The sequence below is a fragment of the Bradyrhizobium sp. ISRA442 genome, assembly GCF_038085055.1.
In the GTDB taxonomy this organism is placed as follows: Bacteria; Pseudomonadota; Alphaproteobacteria; order Rhizobiales; family Xanthobacteraceae; genus Bradyrhizobium.
Genome location: NZ_JALGCN010000029.1, coordinates 1 through 21,979, shown reverse-complemented (window position 1 = coordinate 21,979; position 21,979 = coordinate 1). Strand labels below are relative to the sequence as shown.

Sequence of the window (21,979 nt, the reverse complement as noted above, 5' to 3'; positions counted from 1 at the left end):
AAAACGACTCCTTGTTTCCGTCGCGTCGGTTGGCTTACGCCTCGGTGGGCCGACCTATTGAGTGGCGACCTTCCGATCGGTTCCGGAATTTGCGCCGTTCGCGTTAACCGGCATGCCATCTGTAATCGTCACCGGTGGGTTGAGGACGACGTACTCGCCGGCATTCAAGCCCTGCTTGACCTCGACTTGTGCACCATTATCCGCTGCAAGCTCGATATGCCGCAGATGCAATTTTCCGTCGGTAAAGACCGCTACGCTCAATCCGCGCTCGTCGAAGATCACGGCCTCAGCCGGCACGACCATCACCGGCTGCGTGCGTGGCACGGCGAACCGAACCGTACAGTAGAGCCCGGGATGGAGCGTGCCGTCCGAGTTGTCGATATCGACTTCCGTGAGCAAAGTGCGGGTCCCGGCCTGCAGCGCATTGGCATTGCGCGCGATGGTGCCATGAAATGTCCGTCCGGGAAGTTCCGGAACGGTGATATCGGCCTGCGACCCATCCTTGGTCGCCAGCGCAGCGTCCTGGGGCACATAGGCCTGCACACGTAGCGTGTTGGTCCGGGCAATCGAGAACAAAGGCGTGCCGCTGGCGGTGTCGGCCGTGACCAGGCTGCCGGCGTCGACCTGGCGCGCAGTGATGACGCCGTCGAATGGAGCTGTCACACGCTCGAATCCGGTCAGTTGCTCGAGGCGGGAGACCTGTGCCTTCTGCGCCTCGAGATTGGCCGCGGCCACGCGTACGCCGGCCGATTGTGCCGCGAATGAGAGACGGTCGGTGTCCCCCTGTTGCTGCGATTGCCAGCCTTGAACCACCAGACGAGAGGTTCGCTCGTTGTTGGCGCGCGCCAATTGCTCGGTTGCGCGGGCTTGCTCCAGCGCGGCTTCGAGCTGCACCAGTTGCGCGCGCGCCTGGGCCAGTTGCTGATCGAGATCCGGCGCAGCGATCGTCGCGAGGAGATCGCCGCCGTGCACGCGGCTGCCGATGTCGACGTTACGCTTGCTGATATAGCCCGTTGCCCGCGCGAACAGCGTGGCGCTCTCGAACGCATCGATCGTGCCCGGAAGATCGAGCGGCCTCGGTTCGACGACCGGGCTGACCGATTTGATCCGAACCGTGGGTACCGTGCGCTGCTCGCGCTGCAGGGTCTCCTCCGCCAGCGCTTTGGTCTCCAGGTGGCGCCAGGCGCCGTAGCCCACGAGGCAGGCGACGATCGCGAGCGCGCCGAGGGCGACGCTCCAGGTGATCCGGCGACGTTGGGTAGTTGCGCGCATATCGTCGGAGTCGGCGGGATCGACAGGGCTTCGCGTCTGTCCATGGCCATTCATCTCAGCGTCTCCCTGGCACCGCCGCGCGACTCGGACGCTGTAGCATGCTCGTATCGACCGACGACCGAGTACAGGTAGGGAACGAAGAGTAGCGTGGTGGCGGTACCCATCGCGACTCCGCCGATCACGGCGCGGGCCAGTACGGCGTTCTGCTCCTCGCCCGCGCCTGCGAACGCCATTGGTATCATGCCGGCCACCATGGCGGCGGCCGTCATCAGAACCGGGCGCAGCCTGGTCTTGCCCGCTTCGAGCGCCGCTTGCGTGGCGTCTGCGCCCGCCTGGCGTCGCTCGCGCGCGAATGCAACGAGGAGAATGGAGTTCGCCGAGGCGACGCCCATCGCCATGATCGCGCCCATCAGAGAAGGTACGCTTAGCGACGTCCCGGTGACGAACAGCATCAGCAGGATGCCGCTGCCGACCCCTGGCAGCGCCAGCAAGACGGCAAGCGGATCAAGGAAGCTCTGGAAGTTTACGACCATGAGCAGGTAGACGAACAGCGCCGCGAACAGCAGGCCGATTGTCAAATCCTTGAATGCGGAATTCATGCTCTCGACCTGCCCGCGTACCGCAATGCGGTTGCCGGGCTTGAGCTTGGAGTTGAGATCATTGACGATCGGTTGGATCCGTGACGCGGCCTCGCCGAGATTCGAATTCTGCACGCTCCCATAAATGTCGTAGACCGGCTGCACGTTCGAATGATTGTAGACGGATTGGATCGGGCGGCGCGCGATAGTCGCGACGTTGCCGAGCACATTTGGAATGGGCGCTTGCGCCGAGGCGGAGCTGGTGATCGGCGTATTCTTGATGTCGTCGACGCTGCTGATGCTGTATTGGGGCGTCTGGACTACGAGATAGTAGGGAATTCCGGCTTTCGGATCAGTCCAGAAATTCGGAGAGACCTGTTCCGAGGAGCTCAGGCTGACATTGATGTCGTTGGCGATATTGCGGACCGACAGGCCCAGCTCCTGAGCGCGGTTTCGGTCGATATCGTAACGCAATTCGGGCGCATCGAGCTCCTGCTGGATATGGACGTCGACGAGGCCGGGCACGCTGCTCATGCGCTGCTTCAACGTCTTGGCGATTTCACGATTTTCGGCGTGGTTCTGTCCCTGCACCTCGATGTCAAGCTGTGAAGGAATGCCGAAATTGAGAATCTGGGTGACCATGTCGGCCGGCTGGAAATAAAACAGCACATCCGGGAAGGCCTGCCTCAGTTGTTCGCGCAGACTGCGGACATAGTCCGCCGTGGGGCGATGGCCCTCCTTCAGGGAAATCAGGATCTGTCCGTCATTGACCCCGATGGTCGAGCCGTCGGTGAAAGCGAGATTGTAGAGACGTTGGGGAAGCCCGATATTGTCGAGCACAAGTCCGAGGTCGCGGGCTGGAATGTGCTGGCGAATCTTGTCTTCGACCTTCTGAAATATCCGCTCCGTATCCTCGATGCGTGTGCGCGCCGGCGCCCGCACGTGAAGCTGGATGAGGCCGGCGTCGACCGGCGGAAAGAAATCGGAGCCGATGAAGGGAGAAATGGCGACAGACGTAGCGACGGTGACGATTGCCACGATCGGCACCAGGATGCGACGCGCCAACAAGCCTGCGAGCAGCCAGCCATAGAACTCGCGGAAGCGCTCGAAGCCGCGGTTGAAACGGTCGTGAAGCCGCGAGAATGAGCGCGTGATTGTCGACCGAGTGTGTTCGCCTGGCCGCTCGCCGCGCAGGATTAGGTCGATCATGATCGGTGTCAGCGTGCGCGCGATGAGATAGGATGCCAGCATGGCGAACGACACCGCAAGTCCAAGCGGGGTAAACAGAAACCTCGCCGGCCCATGCAGGAAGAAGAGGGAGACGAACACGGAGCAGATCGCCAGCGTAGACACCAGGGTCGGAAGGGCGATTCCGGCCGTTCCTTCGACCACCGCCTGATGAAAATCCATCCTTCTTTCGAACAGCCGATGCGTATTCTCGATCGCCACGGTGGAATCGTCGACCAGGATGCCGATGGCGAGCGCAAGTCCTCCGAGCGTCATCGTGTTGATGGTCTGGCCCAGCGCAGAAAATATGGCGATAGAGGTCAGGATCGATAGCGGGATCGAGACGGCCACGATAAGCATCGAACGCCACGAGCCGAGGAAGAGCAGGATCATCAGCGCGGTCAGCGCGGTCGCGATCAGGCCTTCGCGCACCACACCGCCGATAGCCTGCGAAACGAACACCGACTGGTCGAACAGCGGACGAATTTCCATTCCTTGAGGCGCTGCCTTCTGGATCTCGGGCAGCGCGGCTTTGACTCGATCTACGACGTCGAGCGTGGAAGCGTCGCCATTCTTGATGATGGTCAGAAGGATCGAGCGGCGGCCCTCGGAGCGAACGACATTCTGTTGCACGGCCCAGCCGTCGCGCACGTGAGCCACGTCCTTGAGCGTCACTGGCGTGCCGCCGATCTGCCGGATCGGCACGTTGTTGAGATCGTCGATGGTCGACGGTTGCGAGTTGATGCCGACGATGTATTGCCTGTGGCCGATCTTGGCGTCGCCCGATGGCAGCGTCAGGCTTTGGGCATTGACCGCGTTCACCACGTCGGTCGGCGTCAGTCCATTGGCACGCAGCGCGGCCGGATCGATGTCGACCATGATCTGACGATATTTGCCGCCATAGGGCGTGGGCAGCGTGATGCCTTGGATCGGGGCGAGCGCCTGACGAATGCGGTAGATGCCATAGTCGTAGAGCTGCTGCTCGTTGAGGCGATCCGAACTCAGGCTAAGTTGCAGCACGGGAACGCTCGATGCATTGTACTGCACCACGATCGGTGGCTGAATGCCCGGGCATCAGATTGCGGATGGAGTTGCTCGCCGAGACGATCTGGCTCATCGCGAGATCGACGTTGACATTGGGCTGGAAGTAGATCTTCTCGACACTGATGCCGGACAACGTCTGCGACTCAATATTACGGACGTTATTGACGCTCGAGCTGATGGAATATTCGCTGTAGGTCGTGACCCGCTGTTCCATCTCCTCCGGAGTAAGGCCGGTGTATTGCCAGATCAGCGTGATGACAGGTATGTCGATCCGGGGGAAGATGTCCTTGGGCGTACTCAAGATGGCGCTGGTCCCGAGGACCAGCATGGCGACAGCCATGACATAAAACGTATGCCTGTATTTCAAAGCAAAGCGAACGATTCCCATCAGACCGTTCCAATGTCATTGATGATCGTCGCCACACGGACTTGTCCTGCACCTTCGGCATGGCCAATCCGGTAGAAGTGGACCGCAACGGAATTGTTCCAGAAGAGGCAGGCCTCGCGCCATTGTCGTTGGCCACGAAGTTCCTGACGGACCGAGGCCGAACTCCGGTCTAAGCCTGAATTGCCTTCCTGATCCGATCCCGGGTTAGGGGCAGATCGCGCAAGCGCTTGCCAGTGGCATTTGCAATTGCATTTGCGATCGAGGCCGCGGTCGGTCCCTGGCCGGCTTCGCCACTGCCTAGAAACGGCTGGCCGGGCCGGTTGAGGAGATGAACTTCAACGGCTTCCGGCACGGCGTTGAAGCGCAGGATAGGGTAAGTTTGCCAATCGACGCTGGTGATTTCCGAGTCGTTGAAGGTCACACTCTCATAGAGGGTCCAACTCGCCGAGTGCAGGATCGCCCCTTCAATCTGGTTGATCAGGCCGTCGGGATTGACGATTTGCCCTGCGTCGACCGCAGCCACGGCACGGACGAGACGCGCGCGGCCGGTGTCTCGGTTGACCTCGACCTCCGAGGCTATCGCGCAGTAGGCCGCGAGGTTCTTGTAGCGGGCGAAAGCAAATCCGTAACCGTGACCGCTCGGTGGCTTCCGATCCGTTGTCCAGCCGAAGCCCCTCGCAGCTTGCTCGATGACCTCGGAAGCGCGCTGGTCCTTGAGGTGTCGCAGCCGGAATTCGACCGGGTCCGCCTCAGCAAGAGCCGCGAGCTCATCCATGAAGCTCTCGATGGAAAAGATATTGTGGTAGGCACCGAGCGCGCGCAGCGCGGAAATGCGCAGCGGCATGTCGGCAATGAAGTGGTGCACGACCTTTGCGTTGGGAAACGAATAGATTGGGATCGCATTGCGGTCGCCGCCGCCTTCCGGCAAGGGGAGCGGCTTTGGCTCTGGCGCAGCGATCGGTTGCGCCTTGTGCTGCGCAGCAAGCAGCGCGCCGGCGCCGCCGGGGCGCATCGAATGCGTATTGCTCCAGACCTCAAAGTGCCAGTTCGCGACACGTCCTTCGGCATCGAGCGATGCCCTCAATCTCGTCACCATGGCCGGACCGAACGGCTCCCAGGCGTGCTCCTGTTCACGCATCCATTGCAGGCGCACCGGGCGTCCCGGCAAGGCGCTGGCGATCAATGCCGCATCGGCCGCAGCATCATCGGCGCCGTTATGACCGTAGCAACCGGAGCCTTCGACGTGAATGAGACGCACGCTGTCCGGCGGCATGCCCAATAGCTCTGCAATCGCCTGACGGTCGGAGTAGACGCCCTGCGTATGGGTCCAGACGGTCATCGCCCCATCGCTGAAGTGAGCGACCGCACATGATGGTCCAATCGAACCATGCAACTGGTAGGGCCGCACGTAGGTCGCCCCGATCGTTCGCTGCCCCGTCACCGCGGCATCGCTGAGCTCGAGGATGGTCGAATCCTGCGACCTCAACCGGGTCAATACGTCGTGCAGATCGCCTTTAGGCAGGGTTGGGGTCTCCCGCCACTTGGCTGCGGCGGCGAGCGTGTTCATGGCCTTGATCGACTGAAATTCCTTTTCCGCGGTAACCGCCAGGAAATTCCCGTTGCGGATGACCTTGACCACGCCTGCCATCTTCTCGACGGCGGAGAGGTCACAATCCATCAATTGAGCGCCATAGCTCGGCGGACGCACCACGCGCGCGTGCAGCATGCCGGGCAGCCGGATATCCTGTACGAAGGCTGCGCCGCCCGTGACCTTGGCGGGAATGTCGACCCGCGGTATCGGCTGAGCCATCACTTTGAAGGTCGAGGGATCCTTCAGCCTTGCGCCGGGCTGCGCCTGCACATGCAGAAGCTCGGAAGCGACGAGTTCGCCATAGCTCAACCGGGTGCCGCCGGGAGCGACGACTGCGCCGCTCTCGGTTTTCAGGCGTTCGATCGGTTGGCTTAGCCGGCGCGATGCTTCCTCGATCAGCAACTGACGCGCCTGCGCGGCAGCATTCTGGATCGCCGTGCCGCTATCCTGCATGGAGTGACTTCCTGCCGTGTAGCCTTCGTTCGCAGTGAATTTGGTGTCTGCTGTAACGAGCTTTATCGACTCGAAGGGCACATCGAGCTCTTCCGCGGCGATTTGCTGCAGCGCGGTCTTGATGCCTTGGCCAAGTTCCGCCTTGCCGGTGAATACGGTAATGCCGGCGTCGGCATCAATGCGGATCCAGGAATCGAGATAAGGTGCTTTGGCGAGGCTGCCAGGAAGGTTCGGCGCGCCAGCCGATGTTTGTTCCTGTGCTGACGCTCGGCCGAGCGACAGGCTGACGATCAGAGCGCCGCTACCAATCAACACGCGACGGCGATCGATGGTGAGGAGGGCGCTCATAGCGAACTTCCATGACCTGAAGAGGAATGATCAGAGCTTTCCATCATCCGTGCGGCGCGCTGCACGGCGCGCAGGATCCGCATGTGTGTCCCGCAACGGCACAGATGCGGCGCGAGCTCGGTTCGGATCTGTTGGTCGGTTGGTTTTGAGTTGCGCTGGAGCAGCGCTTGCGCACGCATCATCATGCCGGGAATACAATAACCGCATTGCGCTGCCTGCTTTTCCATGAAGGCGCGCTGGATCGGTGCCGGGTTCTCCGCTGTGCCCAATCCTTCGAGCGTCGTGATCTGCTTGCCCTCGAGCACCACGAGCGGCGTGACGCAAGAAAGCGCCGCCTTGCCGTCGACCATGACCGCGCAGGCGCCGCACTGGCCGAGCCCGCAGCCATACTTGGCTGCATTCAGCTTGATGTCGTCACGCAGGACGTAGAGCAGGGGAGTGTCCGGTTCTGCGTCGACGGAGTGATCTTGCCCGTTCACATTCAGCTTGATCATGGCTTGTCTCGCGGCGATGGATCGGTGGCGATGTTTGGCGGGTCCGCCGACGTCTGGAGGAAGGCTGCCTGGGCCTGCCTGGCGCCGGCAACCGTCTGATCGATGTTGCTCCATTGAGGCTGGTTGCTGAAATGAGCGCGCAGGTATTTCAGGAGCGCGCTCACTTGTGCGTCGGTCATGCTCGAAGCAAAGCCGGGCATGATCGGACTACGTTCGCCTTCGAGCGCTGGCAGGCCATACAGAACGGTGTTGGCGGCATTACGCGCGTCCGGCGCGCTGATTGCCGTCGAGAGGCGGAGATTGACCCCGGCATAGGGAAGCGGCCGCGCGGTCTCATGGCAACCGGCGCATGCCGCCGCGTAGATCACCGCCCCGCTATCAGTCGTGGGCGAGCCCGCATTTCGCGTGGATATCGAGGCTGATGTTTGCGGTGACGTGGTCTGCGTCTTGCCCGCTTCCGCGCGTACGGTTTCGCCGGCGCGAACGCGATCGGGGGCAGGCGGCCCGAACAGGCCGCCGGTGTAGGCCGCAATCGCGCGGACGTCGTCGTCGTCGACGTCAGAGAGATTGCTGACGACCTGTGCCATCGGCCCGCGTGCCACGCCGTGATCGGAAGCCCAGCCGCGCCGCAGATAGGCGAACAGGGCCTCTTCCGTCCACGGGACAGGCGCGGGCGATTGCGCATTGATGGCGTAGGCGAGCCAGTTCTCGGCTTCGCCGCCGCCGAACGCTGCCTCGTTCCGTTCGGCACCCAAGGCATTGCGTGGCGTATGACAGGCGCCGCAGTGAGCCAGTCCTTCAACCAGATAAGCGCCTCGGTTCCATTCAGCACTTTTCGAAGGCTCGGGGCGAAACTCGCCGTGACGCAAGAAGAGCAGCTTCCAGCCGGCGATCAGCAGGCGCTGGTTGAACGGAAACGAAAGTTGGTTTTGACGGGCCGGCGCACGCACCGACTGTCGTGTCATGAGATAAGCGTAAAGGGCGCGATCGTCCTCGCCCGTAACACGGGTGAAATGATCATAAGGAAAGGTCGGATAGAGATGCTGACCTGCACGGTCGACACCGTAACTCATTGCGCGTTGGAAGGCGGCTTCCGACCAGCGCCCGATGCCGGTGTCCGGATCGGGCGTGATGTTGGTGGAGTACACGGTGCCGAACGGTGTGGACACCGGCATGCCGCCGGCGAGCTCTTCGCCGCCGCGCACTGTATGGCAGACAATGCAATTGCCGATCGCGGCAAGTTGACGGCCACGTTTGACCAGCTCGGGATCGAACGATTGGGGGGCAGGCGGCTCGACCGTCCCGATGGCCGGGCGCCAAGCAAGCGCAATGGTCGTCCCACCGAAGATCAGCAGCACGCCGGCAACGGCTAGGCTGATCCGAGTTGAGGTGGCCATGCCGAATATTCGCGGTTGACGATCGCATAACCAGGCCCTTCGCGGCAGGTTTCATCCAGCGCCTCGCAGATCACCAGATGTTGAGGGTGCCGTTAGTGGTAGGAACCGACGCTGCCGGGACGTGTTGTCGCCAGAATTTGAACAGGGAGGCACGCCCGTGCTCCAGGCGTTGTTCTCGGCTGTGCGTCTTCTTCTCCTGTCGGTGGCGGCAGTCGGCATCGCTCCCGATCTCGCCTGCGCAGCCGGCGATTCGGTCAAAGGCGCCGTGATCTTCAGCCGCGAGTGCGCGTTATGTCACACCATCGGCAAAGGCGAGCCAAATCGCTTCGGACCAAATCTGTTCGGGATCGCGGGGCGCAAGGCCGGCACCGCGCCAGGATACAAATATTCGCCGGAATTCGTTACTGCAGCGACCTGGACCTGGGGCGCCGACGAGATTGCGTCGTTCGTCCGCGCGCCGGACCTCATGATTCCGGGCAACAGGATGTCGGTGTTTCAGGGGATCGCGGACTCGCAGCTTGACGATCTCATTGCCTACGTGACGGCTCAGAAATAGAGGCGTTCATGGGACTGCGGATTGGCCCGACCGTGGCATTGGTGCTGACACTTGCATTTGCGCGGCCGTTAGTCGCGCTTGCAGAGGACGCTGGGCAGCCGCTGTCGGTCGACATCGGTGTGCATGACATCGGCGGCGCCGTCAGAAGCGCGAACGGACCGGAAGGTGGGGTCTGGGTGATCGCCGAGACGCGGGATCTCGGCACACGCTTCGCCAAGATGGTCGTCACCGACGATGCGGGACGCTTCGTCATTCCGGATCTTCCGGCCGCGCGCTATCAGGTCTGGGTCCGCGGCTATGGTCTTGTCGACTCACCGAAGGTCAGTGGTGAAAGAGGCCAACGGTTGAAGCTCGACGCAGTGACCGCGCCCGATCGCGCTGCGGCGGCGCAATACTATCCTGCGATCTATTGGTTTTCACTGTTCAAGCCGCCAGGTGCGGACAAATTTCCCGGCACCGGTCCCAATGGCAACGGCATTCCGCGTGAATTCAAGACCCGCGATCAATGGCTCGACGTCATCAAGACCAATGGTTGCGGCAATTGTCATCAGATTGGAAATTATGCCACGCGCACGATGCCGCCGGTGTTCGACCAACTTGGGTCGAGTGTGGCGGCCTGGGCGCAGCGACTGCAATCGGGACCGGGCGGGACGACCATGGTGCGCACCATGGGCCGCCTGTTGACGCCGGACGGCGGCCACCTCGCGGCTCTCGCGGACTGGACCGACCGCATCAAGGCCGGCGAGTTTCCAAAAACTGCGCCGTCGCGGCCGATCGGCATCGAGCGAAAACTCGTCGTCACCGTGCGCGACTGGCTCGACCCGAAGCACTATCTGCATGACCTTACGGCAACGGACAAGCGACAGCCGACCGTGAATGCGAACGGTCCGCTCTATGGTGCGACCGAGCTCAGCAGCAATACGATGCCCGTGCTCGATCCGGTGCGCAACCACAAGCGCGTCGTCGACGTGCCGGTCCGCGAGCCCGAGGGCACACCAAGCTCGGCATTGGCGAACCCCGTATTTGCATCTTCGCCTTACTTGGGGCGCGAGCAGGTATGGGATAGCCAAGTCAATGCCCATTCGCCGGCGATGGACCGGGATGGCCGCATCTATTTCACGGCCCAAATGCGGCCACCGGCGGAAATCCCCACCTACTGCGGCAAAGACTCGCCGCTTCGCTCGGCGCAGCTCTATCCACTGACGGCAAGGCCGGAGGGGTTCAATCAGAACTCGCGACAGGTGACCGTCTACGATCCCCGTACCGGGAAGTTCACATTCATCGATACCTGCTTCGGCACCCAGCATCTGAATTTTGCCGAGGATGAAGCGAACACGCTCTGGTTCAGCAACAACACGCAGGGCAAGAGCGCAGTCGTCGGATGGGTGAATACCAAGCGGTTCTGGTCGGACGGAGATGCCGCGGCCGCGCAGGGCTGGACTGCTCTCGTGATCGATACGAACGGCAATGGCAGACGCGACGAAGGCTACAACGAGCCCGGTCAGCCGGTCGATCCGAACAAGGATACGCGCATTCCGCTCGGTCTCTACGGCATCTCGGCAAGTCCGCTGGACGGCTCGATCTGGGGCTCGAGCCTCCCGCATCCCGGCTACATCGTCCGCATCGATCCCGGGTCAGATCCACCCGGCACAGCGCTATCCGAGGTCTACAAGGTGCCACTGCCCGGCTACGGCATCCGCGGCATGGACGTAGATCGCAACGGGGTCGTGTGGGTCCCGCTCGACAGTGGCCATATCGGCAGCTTCGACCGCCGCAAATGCAAAGGTCCGCTGAACGGTGCTGGAGCGGAGAAGGGCGACAAATGTCCCGAAGGCTGGAGCTTCTATCCTTTGCCGGGGCCGCCGTTGCAGGGCGACACGACCGCGGCAGAGAACCCCTATTATCTTTGGGTCGATCAGCACGATATCCTGGGGCTCGGCGTCAATACGCCGATCGCCACCGGCAACCAGTCCGATTCGCTGCATGCGCTGGTGAATGGCCGCATCATCGAGCTGCGCGTGCCGTATCCGATGGGGTTCTTTGCCAAGCAGCTTGACGGGCGGATAGATGATCCCACTGCCGGCTGGAAAGCTCGTGGGCTGTGGGCGACCTCAGGCAACCGCACCCCCGTTCATATCGAGGGCATTGATGCGCCCCATCCCGGCGCGCCAGGGGCGACGGAGGCCACGCGATCGAGTCCGCTGGTTGTTCAGTTTCAGCTCCGCCCGGATCCTCTCGCCCACTAGACTGGTCTGATGATGGTCGTTTCTACGACCGTGCCGTCGCGCCGCGGTCACCCTCGACCACGCCAGTTGATCTTGTGCTGGTGGACTTGTGCTTTGGGTCGGGTGGACGGGTGATCGAACCCTGCGAGCGGAGTTTCGTCAGCATGACCTTTCGATTACACACCTCGTGTGCATGGTGTGCGCACTGAGAATCCGAAAGCCAGATTTTCGCTTCCAATTCGGACATATATGAGCCTAGAACGAGCAATCTGAGGAAGCCTCATCGAACCAAATTTCTCAGTCGGTCCAATCACATTTGGGATCGAGGGAGCAAAATAGATAAACGAAATGAAGGACTTGCGCTGGAGATTTGCCGTCGCCCCGATGATGGACTGGACTGACCGTCATTGCCGGGTGTTCCATCGTCACCTGACGCGGCGGGCGCTGCTCTATACGGAGATGCTGACGACCGGCGCCGTCATTCACGGCGATCGGGAGCGGCTGCTCGGGTTCGACGCGGTCGAGCATCCGGTGGCGCTTCAGCTTGGCGGGTCGGATCCGCGCGAGCTCGCGCTGGCCGCGCGGATCGGCGAGGACTTCGGCTATGACGAGATCAATCTCAATGTCGGCTGCCCGTCGGATCGCGTGAAGGACGGCCGCTTCGGTGCCTGTCTAATGGCGGAGCCGGAACTCGTTGCCTCATGCGTCGATGCGATGAAGCGCGCGGTCGCCGTGCCCGTCACCGTCAAGTGCCGCATCGGTATCGACGACCAGGATCCGGAAGCCGCGTTGGATACGCTCGCACGCGCGGTCGTCGCGGCAGGCTCCGACGCCCTGATCGTGCACGCTCGCAAAGCTTGGCTCAACGGCTTGTCGCCGAAGGAGAACCGTGACATCCCGCCACTCGATTACGATCGCGTCTATCGCCTGAAGCGCGCGATGCCGGATGTGCGTGTCGTCATCAATGGCGGCATCGGCGGCATCGACGAGGTGAGGGCGCATCTTGATCATGTCGACGGTGCGATGCTCGGCCGCGCCGCGTATCAGGCGCCATGGCGGCTGCTCTCGGTCGATCCGGAGATCTTCGGCGAGGCGGCGCCGCATGCGACGATGCAGGACGCGCTCGAGGCGATGATGCCTTATATCGAGCAGCAGCTTGCGCGCGGCACGCGGCTGCATGCGATCACACGGCATTTCGTCGGCGCCTTCCACGCTGTGCCCGGCGCGCGCGCCTTCCGCCGCCATCTTGCCGAAAAAGGGGTGAAGCCGGGCGCGGGCATCGACGTGCTGCGCGATGCGATCGCCCGCATCGGCCGCGCTCTACCTGCTGAGGCGGCTGCGTAGCTGCGCTTTAGTCGACCGCCGTGCGCGCCCGGCGGCGGCTGCTTTGGAGCTCCGGGTAGCCGGTAAGCATCAGCGTATCGGCGCGCACGCCCCAGCTCTCCAGGCGGTCAAGGAAGCTCATGCCGAGCAGATTGGTCTTCATCTGCCCGCGCTGCACGACAAGCGCCGGCACCGATTTCTCGACGAGGTGGCCGACGGCCAGACGGTCGAGCGTGAGCCGGGCCGCCTTGGTATGACCGCCCGCGGTCTCCAGGTCGACGTCATATTCCAGCATCTCGAGCGGCAGCCCGATCGCTCTTGCGGTTTCCCAGGTCAGCACCACCGACGTTGCCCCGGTGTCGATCACCATCGGCGCGGTCACGCCGTTGATCTTCGCCCGCAGCGCGAATTCGCCGCCCTGGCCGCGCTGGATCTGTACGGCGGGAGCGGGCGCGGCGGCTTGTGCGCGGAACATGTGCGAGACCTTGTGGCTGGCGCGTGCAATCTGCGCAGGATCGCCATACGCGACGACCGCACCGGCGGTGCCGGCCAGCATGGCGAGAACGAGCAGGAATCGGATCATCGCGCGCCTCCGCCGACGCGCACGCAGGTCAGGTGCGCCTCGATCCGGCGATCGGCGCAAGTCCGGCCTCCGCCATGCGCGCCGCGAGCTGCGCCATCACCGCGAGCCGTTCCGCGCGCTCCATCGCATGCCAGCACGCGATCTCCGGCAGCGTACGGCCGCAGCCGAAGCACAGCTTGGTCTTGGGATCGATCATGCAGACGGCGACGCACGGCGTGTCTTTGCTCATTCGGACATAGTGAGGGATCGTCGGGTATGTCTGCAAGCATCTGTTTAAGAGCCCGTGCCTGCGCTCATGATCGGTCTGTGGCGCGGCCGGCGCTTCTCGTCGGGAACGATGGAACTCTCAGGCTGCAGCGGCGGCGAATCCTCCGTCAGCGGCGCCAGCGCGCTCATCACGCGCTCCGGCGGGAAGGTGACGATCACCTCGGTCCCGATGCGCAGCTTAGATTTCAGCGTGAACGTGCCGCCATGCAGGTCGATTAGGTTCTTGGCGATGGGCAGGCCTAGCCCTGCGCCCTGTTCGGCCGACTTGATCGAGTTGGAGCCTTGGCCGAAGGAGGCGAGCACGACCGGGATCTCGTCCTCGGGGATGCCGGAGCCAGTGTCCTTCACCGAGAGATACTGTCCGCCCGAGGCGGTCCAGCCGGCCTTGAGCCAGATCTCGCCGCCCTGTGGGGTGAACTTGATCGAGTTGGAGAGCAGATTGAGCACGACCTGGCGGATCGCGCGCTCGTCGGCCCACAGCCGCGGCATCGCCTGCTCGAACACCTCGTGGATGGTGATGCCGCGGCTCGAGGCGCGCAGCTTCATCAGGTGATGGCAATCGGCGACGATGCCGACCAGCGACACCGCTTCCTCGTTCAGCTCGTAGCGGCCGGCTTCGATCCGCGACAGGTCGAGGATCTCGTTGATGAGGTTGAGCAGATGCACGCCGGAATTATGGATGTCGGCGGAATATTCCTTGTAGACGGCGACCTGATGCGCGCCGAAAATCTCGCTCTTCATCACCTCGGAGAAGCCGAGGATCGCGTTCAGCGGCGTGCGCAGCTCGTGGCTCATCTGCGCGAGGAAGCGCGACTTGGCGACGTTGGCGGATTCGGCGCGGTGGCGCGCCTCGTCGGAGATCGCCTTAGCCTGCTCGAGCTCGCCGATCAGCGCATCCTTCTCGGCGCGCGCTTCCAGCGTGGCGAAGGTCGAGGAGTGCAGCCGGTGCGCCAGCAGCACGAAATAGCCTTCGGCCGCAAGCGCGAGCGCAGCCAGGATGTAATTGTCCAGTGAGCCGCTCATCGCGAAGCTCAAGGCCATCGCGACGGCGACGGGCGCGGTGGCGGCAAGCGCTGCAATCGGCAAATTGGCGGCCAGCATGCTCGACACTGCGATCACCAGCAGCATCAGGAACATCATCAGCGTTTCCGTGACCATGTCGAGCACGGGATGGATCAGGATCGCCATCCAGCACAGGCCATAGAGTAGATCGAGCACGACGAAGCGCGTCTGCCAGGTGCGCGTCGCGGCGGGCGAGGTCGGCTCGGCCAGAAAGCGCCGGCAGCTCCGGATCAGTGCCGCGTGGATGCAGAGCATGCCGCAGGTCCAAGCCGCGGCCGGGATCGGCTGCATCCACAGCCCGAACAACACGCCGGTCGCCACCACCAGCAGCATCACGACGTAGGAAGCAGACAGCCGCGTCTGGGCATATTGGCGCAGCAGCTCGGCGTCGAAGGCCGGCCGGGTTCCGCTGGTCGACGTTAACTTGTCGCGCGCCTCGCGCACCCGCTGCAAGGCAGCCCGGCGACTGCTCGCCGATGGCACGCTGACCGGCTCGGCCGGAAGCTGCACAACCTCGGGCTTTTCAGCGGGGTTACTCATCGAACAACAACGATTCCTGCCCACGCGGAGGCGGGCCTTCTGCATTGTCTATCTCTGGCAACAAATCCTTAAGAGCTGCCTTAAGGAGCTAAAGAATTACGTTAACGGGGCGTTAATTTCAGGCGGTGCGGCCCGCTCAATGCAGCGCCGCATGCTGCGCGATGTAGACCATGGCGCCGGCCAGATAGCCTGCGAGCGCGGGGCCACCGATGCGGCGTGCGTACCAGAGGAACTCGATCTTCTCGAGGCCCATGGCGGCGACGCCCGCGGCCGAGCCGATGATCAGGATCGAGCCGCCGGTGCCGGCGCAATAGGCGATGAACTCCCAGATGAAGCTGTCGGGCGGATATTGCGCCAGATTGTACATGCCCATCGTCGCCGCGACGAGTGGGACGTTGTCGATGACGGCACTCAGCAGGCCGAGGAGGATCACGATGATGTCCAGACGGCCGACCGTGGCATCGAGCCATTTCGCGAGCTGCTCCAGTATGTGGGCGTGCTCCAGGCACGCGACCGCCAAAAGAATGCCGACGAAGAACACGATGGAGCTCATGTCGATGCGGGTCAGCGCATGAACGAGGGTGAGGGGACGGCGCGCTTCCTCGTCCTTGTGGCGGTGAACGATCTCACCGACCAGCCAGAGGATGCCCAGCCCGAACAGGATGCCCATGAAGGGGGCGAGGTGGGTGGCGGCCTTGAAAACCGGAACGGCGATCAGCGTGCCGAGGCCGAGATAGAACATCAGGTTGCGCTCGAACAGCTCGATCTTGCGGCCCTGCATTTCCTGCTGCAGCGGAGGGATGATTTCCTTTCCTTTCACGAAGGAGCCGATGATCAGCAAGGGAATGAGCAGGTTGAGCAGTGACGGAAGAAACACCGCGCCCATGATGCTGACGGGAGAGATCTGGCCTCCGATCCAGAGCATCGTCGTGGTGACGTCGCCGATCACCGTCCAGGCGCCGCCCGCGTTGGCGGCGATCACGATGATCGACGCGAACCACAGCCGATCCTGCCTGTCGCCGATCAGCTTCTGAAGCAGCGAGATCATGACGATGGTGGTCGTCAGGTTGTCGAGGATCGCGCTCAGGAAGAAGGTCACGAAGCCGAGAATCCACATCAGCGTGGTCTGCCTCGTGGTGCGGATGAGCGAGGTGATAACCTCGAAGCCGTTATGGGCGTCGACCACCTCGACGATGGTCATGGCGCCGATCAGGAAGAAGACGATCTGCGCGGTCGACGAGACTGACTCGTCAAGCTGGTGATTGATGAGCGAGGCGTCGCCGACGGACAGCGCGTAGATGGTCCAGAGCAGGCCGGCTCCCAACAGAGCGGTAGCGCTCTTGTTGATACCTAGCGGGTGCTCGAGCGCGATGGCTGCATACGCAACGATGAAAACGGCGGCTATCACACTCAGCAAGTCAGTTCCCCCTGAACTTCTCTCTTAATGCACGCTTGCCCGGCCTCGTCGCAGCAGGCGCCGCATCGAGGCTCGGGACCGTCGCCGCCTGCCCGGTCAGCGAACGGGTTGGCAGCGCTCCTCAGCGCTGCAGGCGCGCAAGCAGGCTGGACGTATCCCAGCGCTTGCCGCCCATCTTCTCGACCTCGGCATAGAACTGGTCGACCAGCGCGGTCACCGGCAGGTTGGCGCCGTTGCGGCGGGCCTCCGCGATGCAGATCGACAGATCCTTGCGCATCCATTCCACCGCGAAGCCGAAATCGTACTTGTCCTCGTTCATGGTCTTGTAGCGGTTCTCCATCTGCCAGGATTGCGCCGCGCCCTTGGAGATGGTGTCGATCACGGCCGCCACGTCGAGGCCGGACTTCTTGGCGAAGTGGATGCCCTCCGAGAGGCCTTGCACGAGGCCGGCGATGCAGATCTGGTTGACCATCTTGGTGAGCTGGCCGGAGCCGGCCGGCCCGAGCAGCTTGCACATGCGCGCATAGGCCGCGATCACCGGCTCGGCGCCGGCATAGGCGTCCTTGGCGCCGCCGCACATCACGGTCAGCACGCCGTTCTCGGCGCCGGCCTGGCCGCCGGAGACCGGCGCGTCGACGAATTTGAAGCCGGCCTTGGTGGCGGCCGCATCGAGCTCGCGTGCGACCTCTGCGGAGGCAGTGGTGTGGTCGACGAAGGTCGCGCCCTTCTTCATGCCGGCAAAGGCGCCGTCGGGTCCGGTCGTGACCGCGCGGAGGTCGTTGTCGTTGCCGACGCAGCACATCACGAAATCCTGCCCTTCGGCGGCGGCCTTCGGGGTGCTGGCGGTCTTGCCGCCGAACTTGTCCGCCCAGTCCTTCGCCTTGGCCGCGGTGCGGTTGTAGACGGTGACCTCATGGCCTCCTTTTTTCACGAGGTGTCCGGCCATGGGGAAGCCCATCACGCCGAGACCGAGGAAAGCGACTTTAGCCATGTGTGTAACCTTGTCCGTAGTTTGGGTTTTTACGGTTATTGCCGGGCGAGGGGCGCCAGGTTCCGCTGCGAGGGCGGATCGCGCGCACCATAAACCCTTAAGGCCAGAGGGCAACGGCTTCGTTTGGCGCCCTCCTGTGCTAGGATGGCAGGACAAGCACTTCAAAAGACTTCAAAAGACCAAGGACTTCAAAAAAGGAGCGACGGCATGGGTGAGGATTTGGGCGTGAGCGTTGGCGTCCTCGATCATTTCAATATCCGGACCCGGAAGCTGGCGGAGACGGTCCGCTTCTATGAAGAGGTGCTCGGCCTGGAGAACGGCGCGCGGCCCAATTTCGCCTTTCCGGGGGCCTGGATGTACAGCGAGGGCAGGCCGGTGGTGCATCTCGTCGATATTTCTCCGACCGCGGAGCCACAAAAGCCGGATTCCGGCGTTGTCCACCACGTCGCTTTCGTCAGCCGCGGGTTCGACGGCATGAAGCGGCGGCTGACGGCCAAGGGCATGAAGTTCGAGTCCCGCCAGGTGCCCGGCGGCGACCTCTGGCAGATATTCGTCCACGATCCCAACGGGGTGATGATCGAGCTGAATTACGAGGCAGCCAAGGAACAGAGAGCGGCGGCGCCCGCCGAGATGGCTGACGATATCGGCAGGCAGTAGCCTTTTGGGCGTTTCCGCTCTAATGGGGCACATCTTGAGTTCAGGAGATGCGCTTTGAGCGTGACGCAGCAACAGGTTCTCGACAGCCTCAGCCGGATCAAATCGCCGCGCGGGGTCGCGCTCACCAATGCCAATGTGCTGAGCGCGATCAGTGCCTCTGACGGCAAGGTGTTCTTCTCGATCAATGTGGATGCCGCCGAGGCGCGGACCTGGGAGCCGGTTCGCGCCGAGGCCGAAGCCGCCGTGCGCGCCATTCCGGGTGTCACCACGGTCTTGGTGGCGCTGACCGCCGAGCGCAAGCCGGGCAGCACGCCGCCACCGGCACCGAGCCGCGGCGCGCCGGGAGTGCAGCCGGCCCATGCCCATCGGCCGCCGCAGGGCGCCGCCTCGCCGATGTCGCGGCAATCCGAGATCCCGGGCGTTGCCGCCGTGATTGCTGTGGCGTCCGGCAAGGGCGGTGTCGGCAAGTCGACCACCGCGCTCAACCTGGCGCTGGGGCTGCGCGACCTCGGGTTGAAGGTTGGGCTCCTCGATGCCGACATCTACGGTCCCTCGATGCCGCGGCTGACGGGCCTGCGCGACAAGCCGGAGCTGAACGGCGAACGCAAGATGATTCCGCTCAGGCGTTTCGGGCTCGCGATCATGTCGATCGGCTTCCTGGTGGAGGAAGAGACCGCGATGATCTGGCGCGGCCCGATGGTGATGTCGGCGGTGACGCAGATGCTGCGCGACGTCGAATGGGGCACGCTCGACGTGCTGGTGGTCGACATGCCGCCGGGCACGGGCGATGCCCAGCTCACGCTGGCGCAGAACGTGCCGCTGAAGGGCGCCGTCATCATCTCGACCCCGCAGGACCTGTCCTTGATCGATGCACGGCGGGGTCTTGCCATGTTCAGGAAAGTGAACGTGCCGGTGCTCGGCATCGTCGAGAACATGAGCTATTTCCAGTGCCCGCATTGCGGCACGAAGTCGGACATCTTCGGCCATGGTGGTGCCCGGCATGAGGCCGAGAAGCTTGGAGTTCCGTTCCTAGGCGAGGTCCCTCTGCACATGGCGATTCGCGCTACGTCGGATGCCGGCAGCCCGGTGGTCGACAGCGAGCCCGACGGACCCCATGCGGCGATCTACCGCGCCGTCGCAGAGAAGGTGCGGGACCAGCTCAAGGGCGTCATTGCAGCGGCCTGAGCTGGTTCGCAGTGGACATGCGACTTTCGTAGAGGTCCGTCATGCCAATGTCGCGTTCCGCAACCGGGGCTTCCGTGTTAAAGGCCCACGGCAGTCTAGCGCCATCGGTTCGACGCGATTTCTAATGAACGCATCGCCGAGATGAGCGGCGGCAAAAGAGAAGTTGAGGGGAAACGCCCCAGCAAGGAGAGACCTGAAGATGAAGCGTCGTGATTTTTTGAAGGTGTCGGCAGCAGGCGCGGCGGCGACCGCAGTGGCCTCGCCGGCGATTGCGCAGTCCTCGCCGGAAGTGAAGTGGCGCCTGACTTCGAGCTTTCCGAAGTCGCTGGATACGATCTATGGCGGTGCGGAGTATCTCGCCAAGCAGGTCGCCGAGATGACCGACAACAAGTTTCAGATCCAGGTCTTCCAAGCGGGTGAGATCGTTCCGGGTCTGCAGGCGCTCGACGCGACCCAGAAGGGCACGGTCGAGATGTGTCACACCGTCTCCTACTACTATGTCGGCAAGGACCCGACCTACGCGATCTTCGCCTCGGTGCCGTTCGGGCTGAATGCGCGTCAGCAGAATTCCTGGCTCTATCAGGGCGGCGGCAACGAACTCGCCAACGAGTTCTTCAAGAAGTCGGCGAACGCCATCGCATTCCCCTGCGGCAACACCGGCACGCAGATGGGCGGCTGGTTCCGCAAGGAGATCAAGACGGTTGCCGATCTCTCGGGCCTGAAATTCCGAATCGGCGGCATCGCCGGTCAGGTATTGCAGAAAGTTGGAGTCGTGCCGCAGCAGCTCGCCGGCGGTGACATCTATCCGTCCCTGGAGAAGGGCACCATCGACGCCGCCGAATGGGTCGGTCCCTATGACGACGAGAAGCTCGGCTTCGCAAAGGTTGCGAAGTACTACTACTACCCGGGCTTCTGGGAAGGCGGCCCGACCGTCCACGCATTCGCGAACCTCGACAAGTGGAACGAGCTTCCGAAGGCCTACCAGGCGATCCTCACCAATGCGGCCGCCAACACCAACTCCTGGATGGCAGCGCGATACGACCTGCAGAACCCGGCGGCTTTGAAGCGCCTCGTCGCCGGCGGCACGCAGCTCCGTCCGTTCACCAACGAGGTGCTCGAGGCCTGCCTCAAGGCAACCAATGAGCTGTGGGCGGAGATTTCGGCCAAGAACCCCGACTTCAAGAAGGTGATCGACGCCATGCAGGCCTACCGCTCCGACGAGTATCTGTGGTGGCAGGTCGCCGAATACACCTACGACAGCTTCATGATCCGCTCGCGCACCCGCGGCTGATCCTGAACGATCGCTCGACAACAGAGCCCGGCCTCGCTCGCGAGGCCGGGCTTTTTTGCGGCGGTCGCGCGCATATCGAATGCAGGGCCCCGGAGCGAAGGCTCCGGGGCGTTGCCGCCGCAGCGTGTTGGAGGGCGCCCAACCAAAATATGGAAAACAACCCCATGCAAAGTAGACGAGGGGTGAGGGCACGATGCCCTGTGGATGCTGCCAACGGTTTGACACGTCGGACCAAATCGGCAGAACGAGGCAATCACCGCGCAGCCGAGGCCGGTGCAGGTCATTCGCCTGACGGCGCGCATCCGGAATGACATCGTCATTTTACGCGGGTGTGCTCCCACACCGTCATTGCGAGCGGAGCGAAGCAATCCAGAGTCCCTCTGCGCAAAGATCCTGGAGTGCTTCGCCACGCTCGCAATGACGAGTGGGTGGAGTTGGGCTCCCGCCCGGCGCTGCGCATTCGCGGCGACCGCCGCCATCAGCGCGCGCTGGCGAAGGTGACGGGCTTCGCTCCACGGATCCCGCGATCTGCGAAGCCGTTTGACACGTCGGGCAAAACAGTGTCAGAAAAGCGATTATCGTATAATCCGAATTTGCGCCTCGCCGATCTTTGGAGTGACGATGAGCTTCGATCCTGATGAAGTTCAAAGCGCGCTGAGCAAGGCATGGTCATTGTCCACTGCCAGCAAATGGACTCCGAACAATCCCGCAGCAGGGCAATGCAATGTCACTTCGCTGCTGATTCATGAACTCTTTGGCGGTGACTTACTGAAGACGCCTCTACCGGCCGGCGACCATTTTTACAATCGGATCGGAGGCCGGAGGTTTGACTTCACGGCGAGCCAGTTCGATCAGCCAATCGCCTACATGGACTTGCCTACAAATCGGGCCGACGCAGAACAGGAGCAACAAACGACGAACTAGCTGAACTCAGAGCGGCTTTTCAGGAGCACCGTACCAAGTCGGGTCCAGCTCGATCGTCAGTCCCAGTGACTAGGCCGTGTACCCATAAACCCGGCGGCGTGATGTGACTAAAGCAATGTCTGCTTTGCCCCTATAGCGACCGACTTCGTGCGGCAGCGCAATATGT

16 protein-coding genes and 1 pseudogene are annotated in these 21,979 nt (G+C 62.9%); 7 read left to right on the top strand and 10 right to left on the bottom strand.

All coding sequences use genetic code 11. From position 1 onward, the window contains the following. Positions 1-54 precede the first annotated feature (54 nt). From MTR72_RS35780 to MTR72_RS35760, 5 genes and pseudogenes are all read right to left on the bottom strand, one after another. Positions 55-1,197, bottom strand: a complete 1,143-nt coding sequence (locus MTR72_RS35780; protein ID WP_341512016.1) for an efflux RND transporter periplasmic adaptor subunit — start codon at positions 1,195-1,197, stop codon at positions 55-57. Positions 1,198-1,322: 125 nt separating this feature from the next. Then, positions 1,323-4,509, bottom strand: a pseudogene (locus MTR72_RS35775) (efflux RND transporter permease subunit). A 169-nt stretch (positions 4,510-4,678) separates the two neighbouring features. Continuing rightward, on the bottom strand, positions 4,679-6,901 hold the full coding sequence (locus tag MTR72_RS35770; RefSeq protein WP_341512015.1) for a xanthine dehydrogenase family protein molybdopterin-binding subunit: 2,223 nt from the start codon (positions 6,899-6,901) through the stop codon (positions 4,679-4,681). Next, a complete protein-coding gene (locus tag MTR72_RS35765) occupies positions 6,898-7,395 on the bottom strand; it encodes a (2Fe-2S)-binding protein (protein ID WP_280964613.1) in 498 nt (165 codons plus the stop codon). Before MTR72_RS35765 ends, MTR72_RS35770 begins: the two co-directional genes overlap by 4 nt. Beyond that, on the bottom strand, positions 7,392-8,792 hold the full coding sequence (locus MTR72_RS35760) for a cytochrome c (RefSeq protein WP_341512014.1): 1,401 nt from the start codon (positions 8,790-8,792) through the stop codon (positions 7,392-7,394). The genes MTR72_RS35765 and MTR72_RS35760 overlap by 4 nt, the downstream gene beginning before the upstream one ends. Positions 8,793-8,949: 157 nt before the next feature. Here MTR72_RS35760 and MTR72_RS35755 point away from each other — a divergent pair, with 157 nt between their 5' ends. From MTR72_RS35755 to dusA, 3 genes are all read left to right on the top strand, one after another. After that, positions 8,950-9,348 carry a c-type cytochrome gene (locus MTR72_RS35755; RefSeq protein WP_341512013.1) on the top strand — a complete coding sequence of 133 codons (399 nt, stop codon included), beginning with the start codon at positions 8,950-8,952 and terminating at the stop codon, positions 9,346-9,348. An 8-nt stretch (positions 9,349-9,356) separates the two neighbouring features. After that, complete coding sequence (locus MTR72_RS35750) at positions 9,357-11,594, top strand: carboxypeptidase regulatory-like domain-containing protein (RefSeq protein WP_341512012.1); 2,238 nt, start codon at positions 9,357-9,359, stop codon at positions 11,592-11,594. Between the two features lie 327 nt (positions 11,595-11,921). After that, positions 11,922-12,917, top strand: a complete 996-nt coding sequence (gene dusA / locus MTR72_RS35745) for a tRNA dihydrouridine(20/20a) synthase DusA (protein WP_341512011.1) — start codon at positions 11,922-11,924, stop codon at positions 12,915-12,917. Between the two features lie 7 nt (positions 12,918-12,924). Here dusA and MTR72_RS35740 read toward each other — a convergent pair whose 3' ends face one another. The 5 genes from MTR72_RS35740 to MTR72_RS35720 all read right to left on the bottom strand — a co-directional run bounded on the left by MTR72_RS35740 (position 12,925) and on the right by MTR72_RS35720 (position 17,756). Then, complete coding sequence (locus MTR72_RS35740; protein ID WP_280964609.1) at positions 12,925-13,479, bottom strand: TIGR02281 family clan AA aspartic protease; 555 nt, start codon at positions 13,477-13,479, stop codon at positions 12,925-12,927. 28 nt (positions 13,480-13,507) lie between these two features. After that, the gene (locus MTR72_RS35735; protein WP_280964608.1) at positions 13,508-13,708 is read right to left on the bottom strand and encodes a DUF1289 domain-containing protein; all 201 of its coding nucleotides are present in this window, start codon (positions 13,706-13,708) and stop codon (positions 13,508-13,510) included. Between the two features lie 44 nt (positions 13,709-13,752). Continuing rightward, complete coding sequence (locus MTR72_RS35730; RefSeq protein WP_280964607.1) at positions 13,753-15,348, bottom strand: sensor histidine kinase; 1,596 nt, start codon at positions 15,346-15,348, stop codon at positions 13,753-13,755. A gap of 136 nt (positions 15,349-15,484) precedes the next feature. After that, positions 15,485-16,765, bottom strand: a complete 1,281-nt coding sequence (gene nhaD, locus MTR72_RS35725; protein ID WP_280964606.1) for a sodium:proton antiporter NhaD — start codon at positions 16,763-16,765, stop codon at positions 15,485-15,487. A gap of 121 nt (positions 16,766-16,886) precedes the next feature. After that, complete coding sequence (locus MTR72_RS35720) at positions 16,887-17,756, bottom strand: NAD(P)-dependent oxidoreductase (RefSeq protein WP_280964605.1); 870 nt, start codon at positions 17,754-17,756, stop codon at positions 16,887-16,889. Between the two features lie 207 nt (positions 17,757-17,963). On the opposite strand from MTR72_RS35720, the gene MTR72_RS35715 reads away from it, so the two are divergent. The 4 genes from MTR72_RS35715 (at position 17,964) to MTR72_RS35700 (ending at position 21,813) form a co-directional block, all read left to right on the top strand. Then, a complete protein-coding gene (locus MTR72_RS35715; protein WP_280964604.1) occupies positions 17,964-18,413 on the top strand; it encodes a VOC family protein in 450 nt (149 codons plus the stop codon). 54 nt (positions 18,414-18,467) lie between these two features. Continuing rightward, the gene (locus MTR72_RS35710) at positions 18,468-19,598 is read left to right on the top strand and encodes an Mrp/NBP35 family ATP-binding protein (protein WP_280964603.1); all 1,131 of its coding nucleotides are present in this window, start codon (positions 18,468-18,470) and stop codon (positions 19,596-19,598) included. A gap of 199 nt (positions 19,599-19,797) precedes the next feature. Then, on the top strand, positions 19,798-20,889 hold the full coding sequence (locus MTR72_RS35705) for a TRAP transporter substrate-binding protein (protein ID WP_280964602.1): 1,092 nt from the start codon (positions 19,798-19,800) through the stop codon (positions 20,887-20,889). 621 nt (positions 20,890-21,510) lie between these two features. Further along, a complete protein-coding gene (locus MTR72_RS35700; RefSeq protein ID WP_445819672.1) occupies positions 21,511-21,813 on the top strand; it encodes a YunG family protein in 303 nt (100 codons plus the stop codon). The last annotated feature ends 166 nt before the right edge of the window (positions 21,814-21,979 follow it).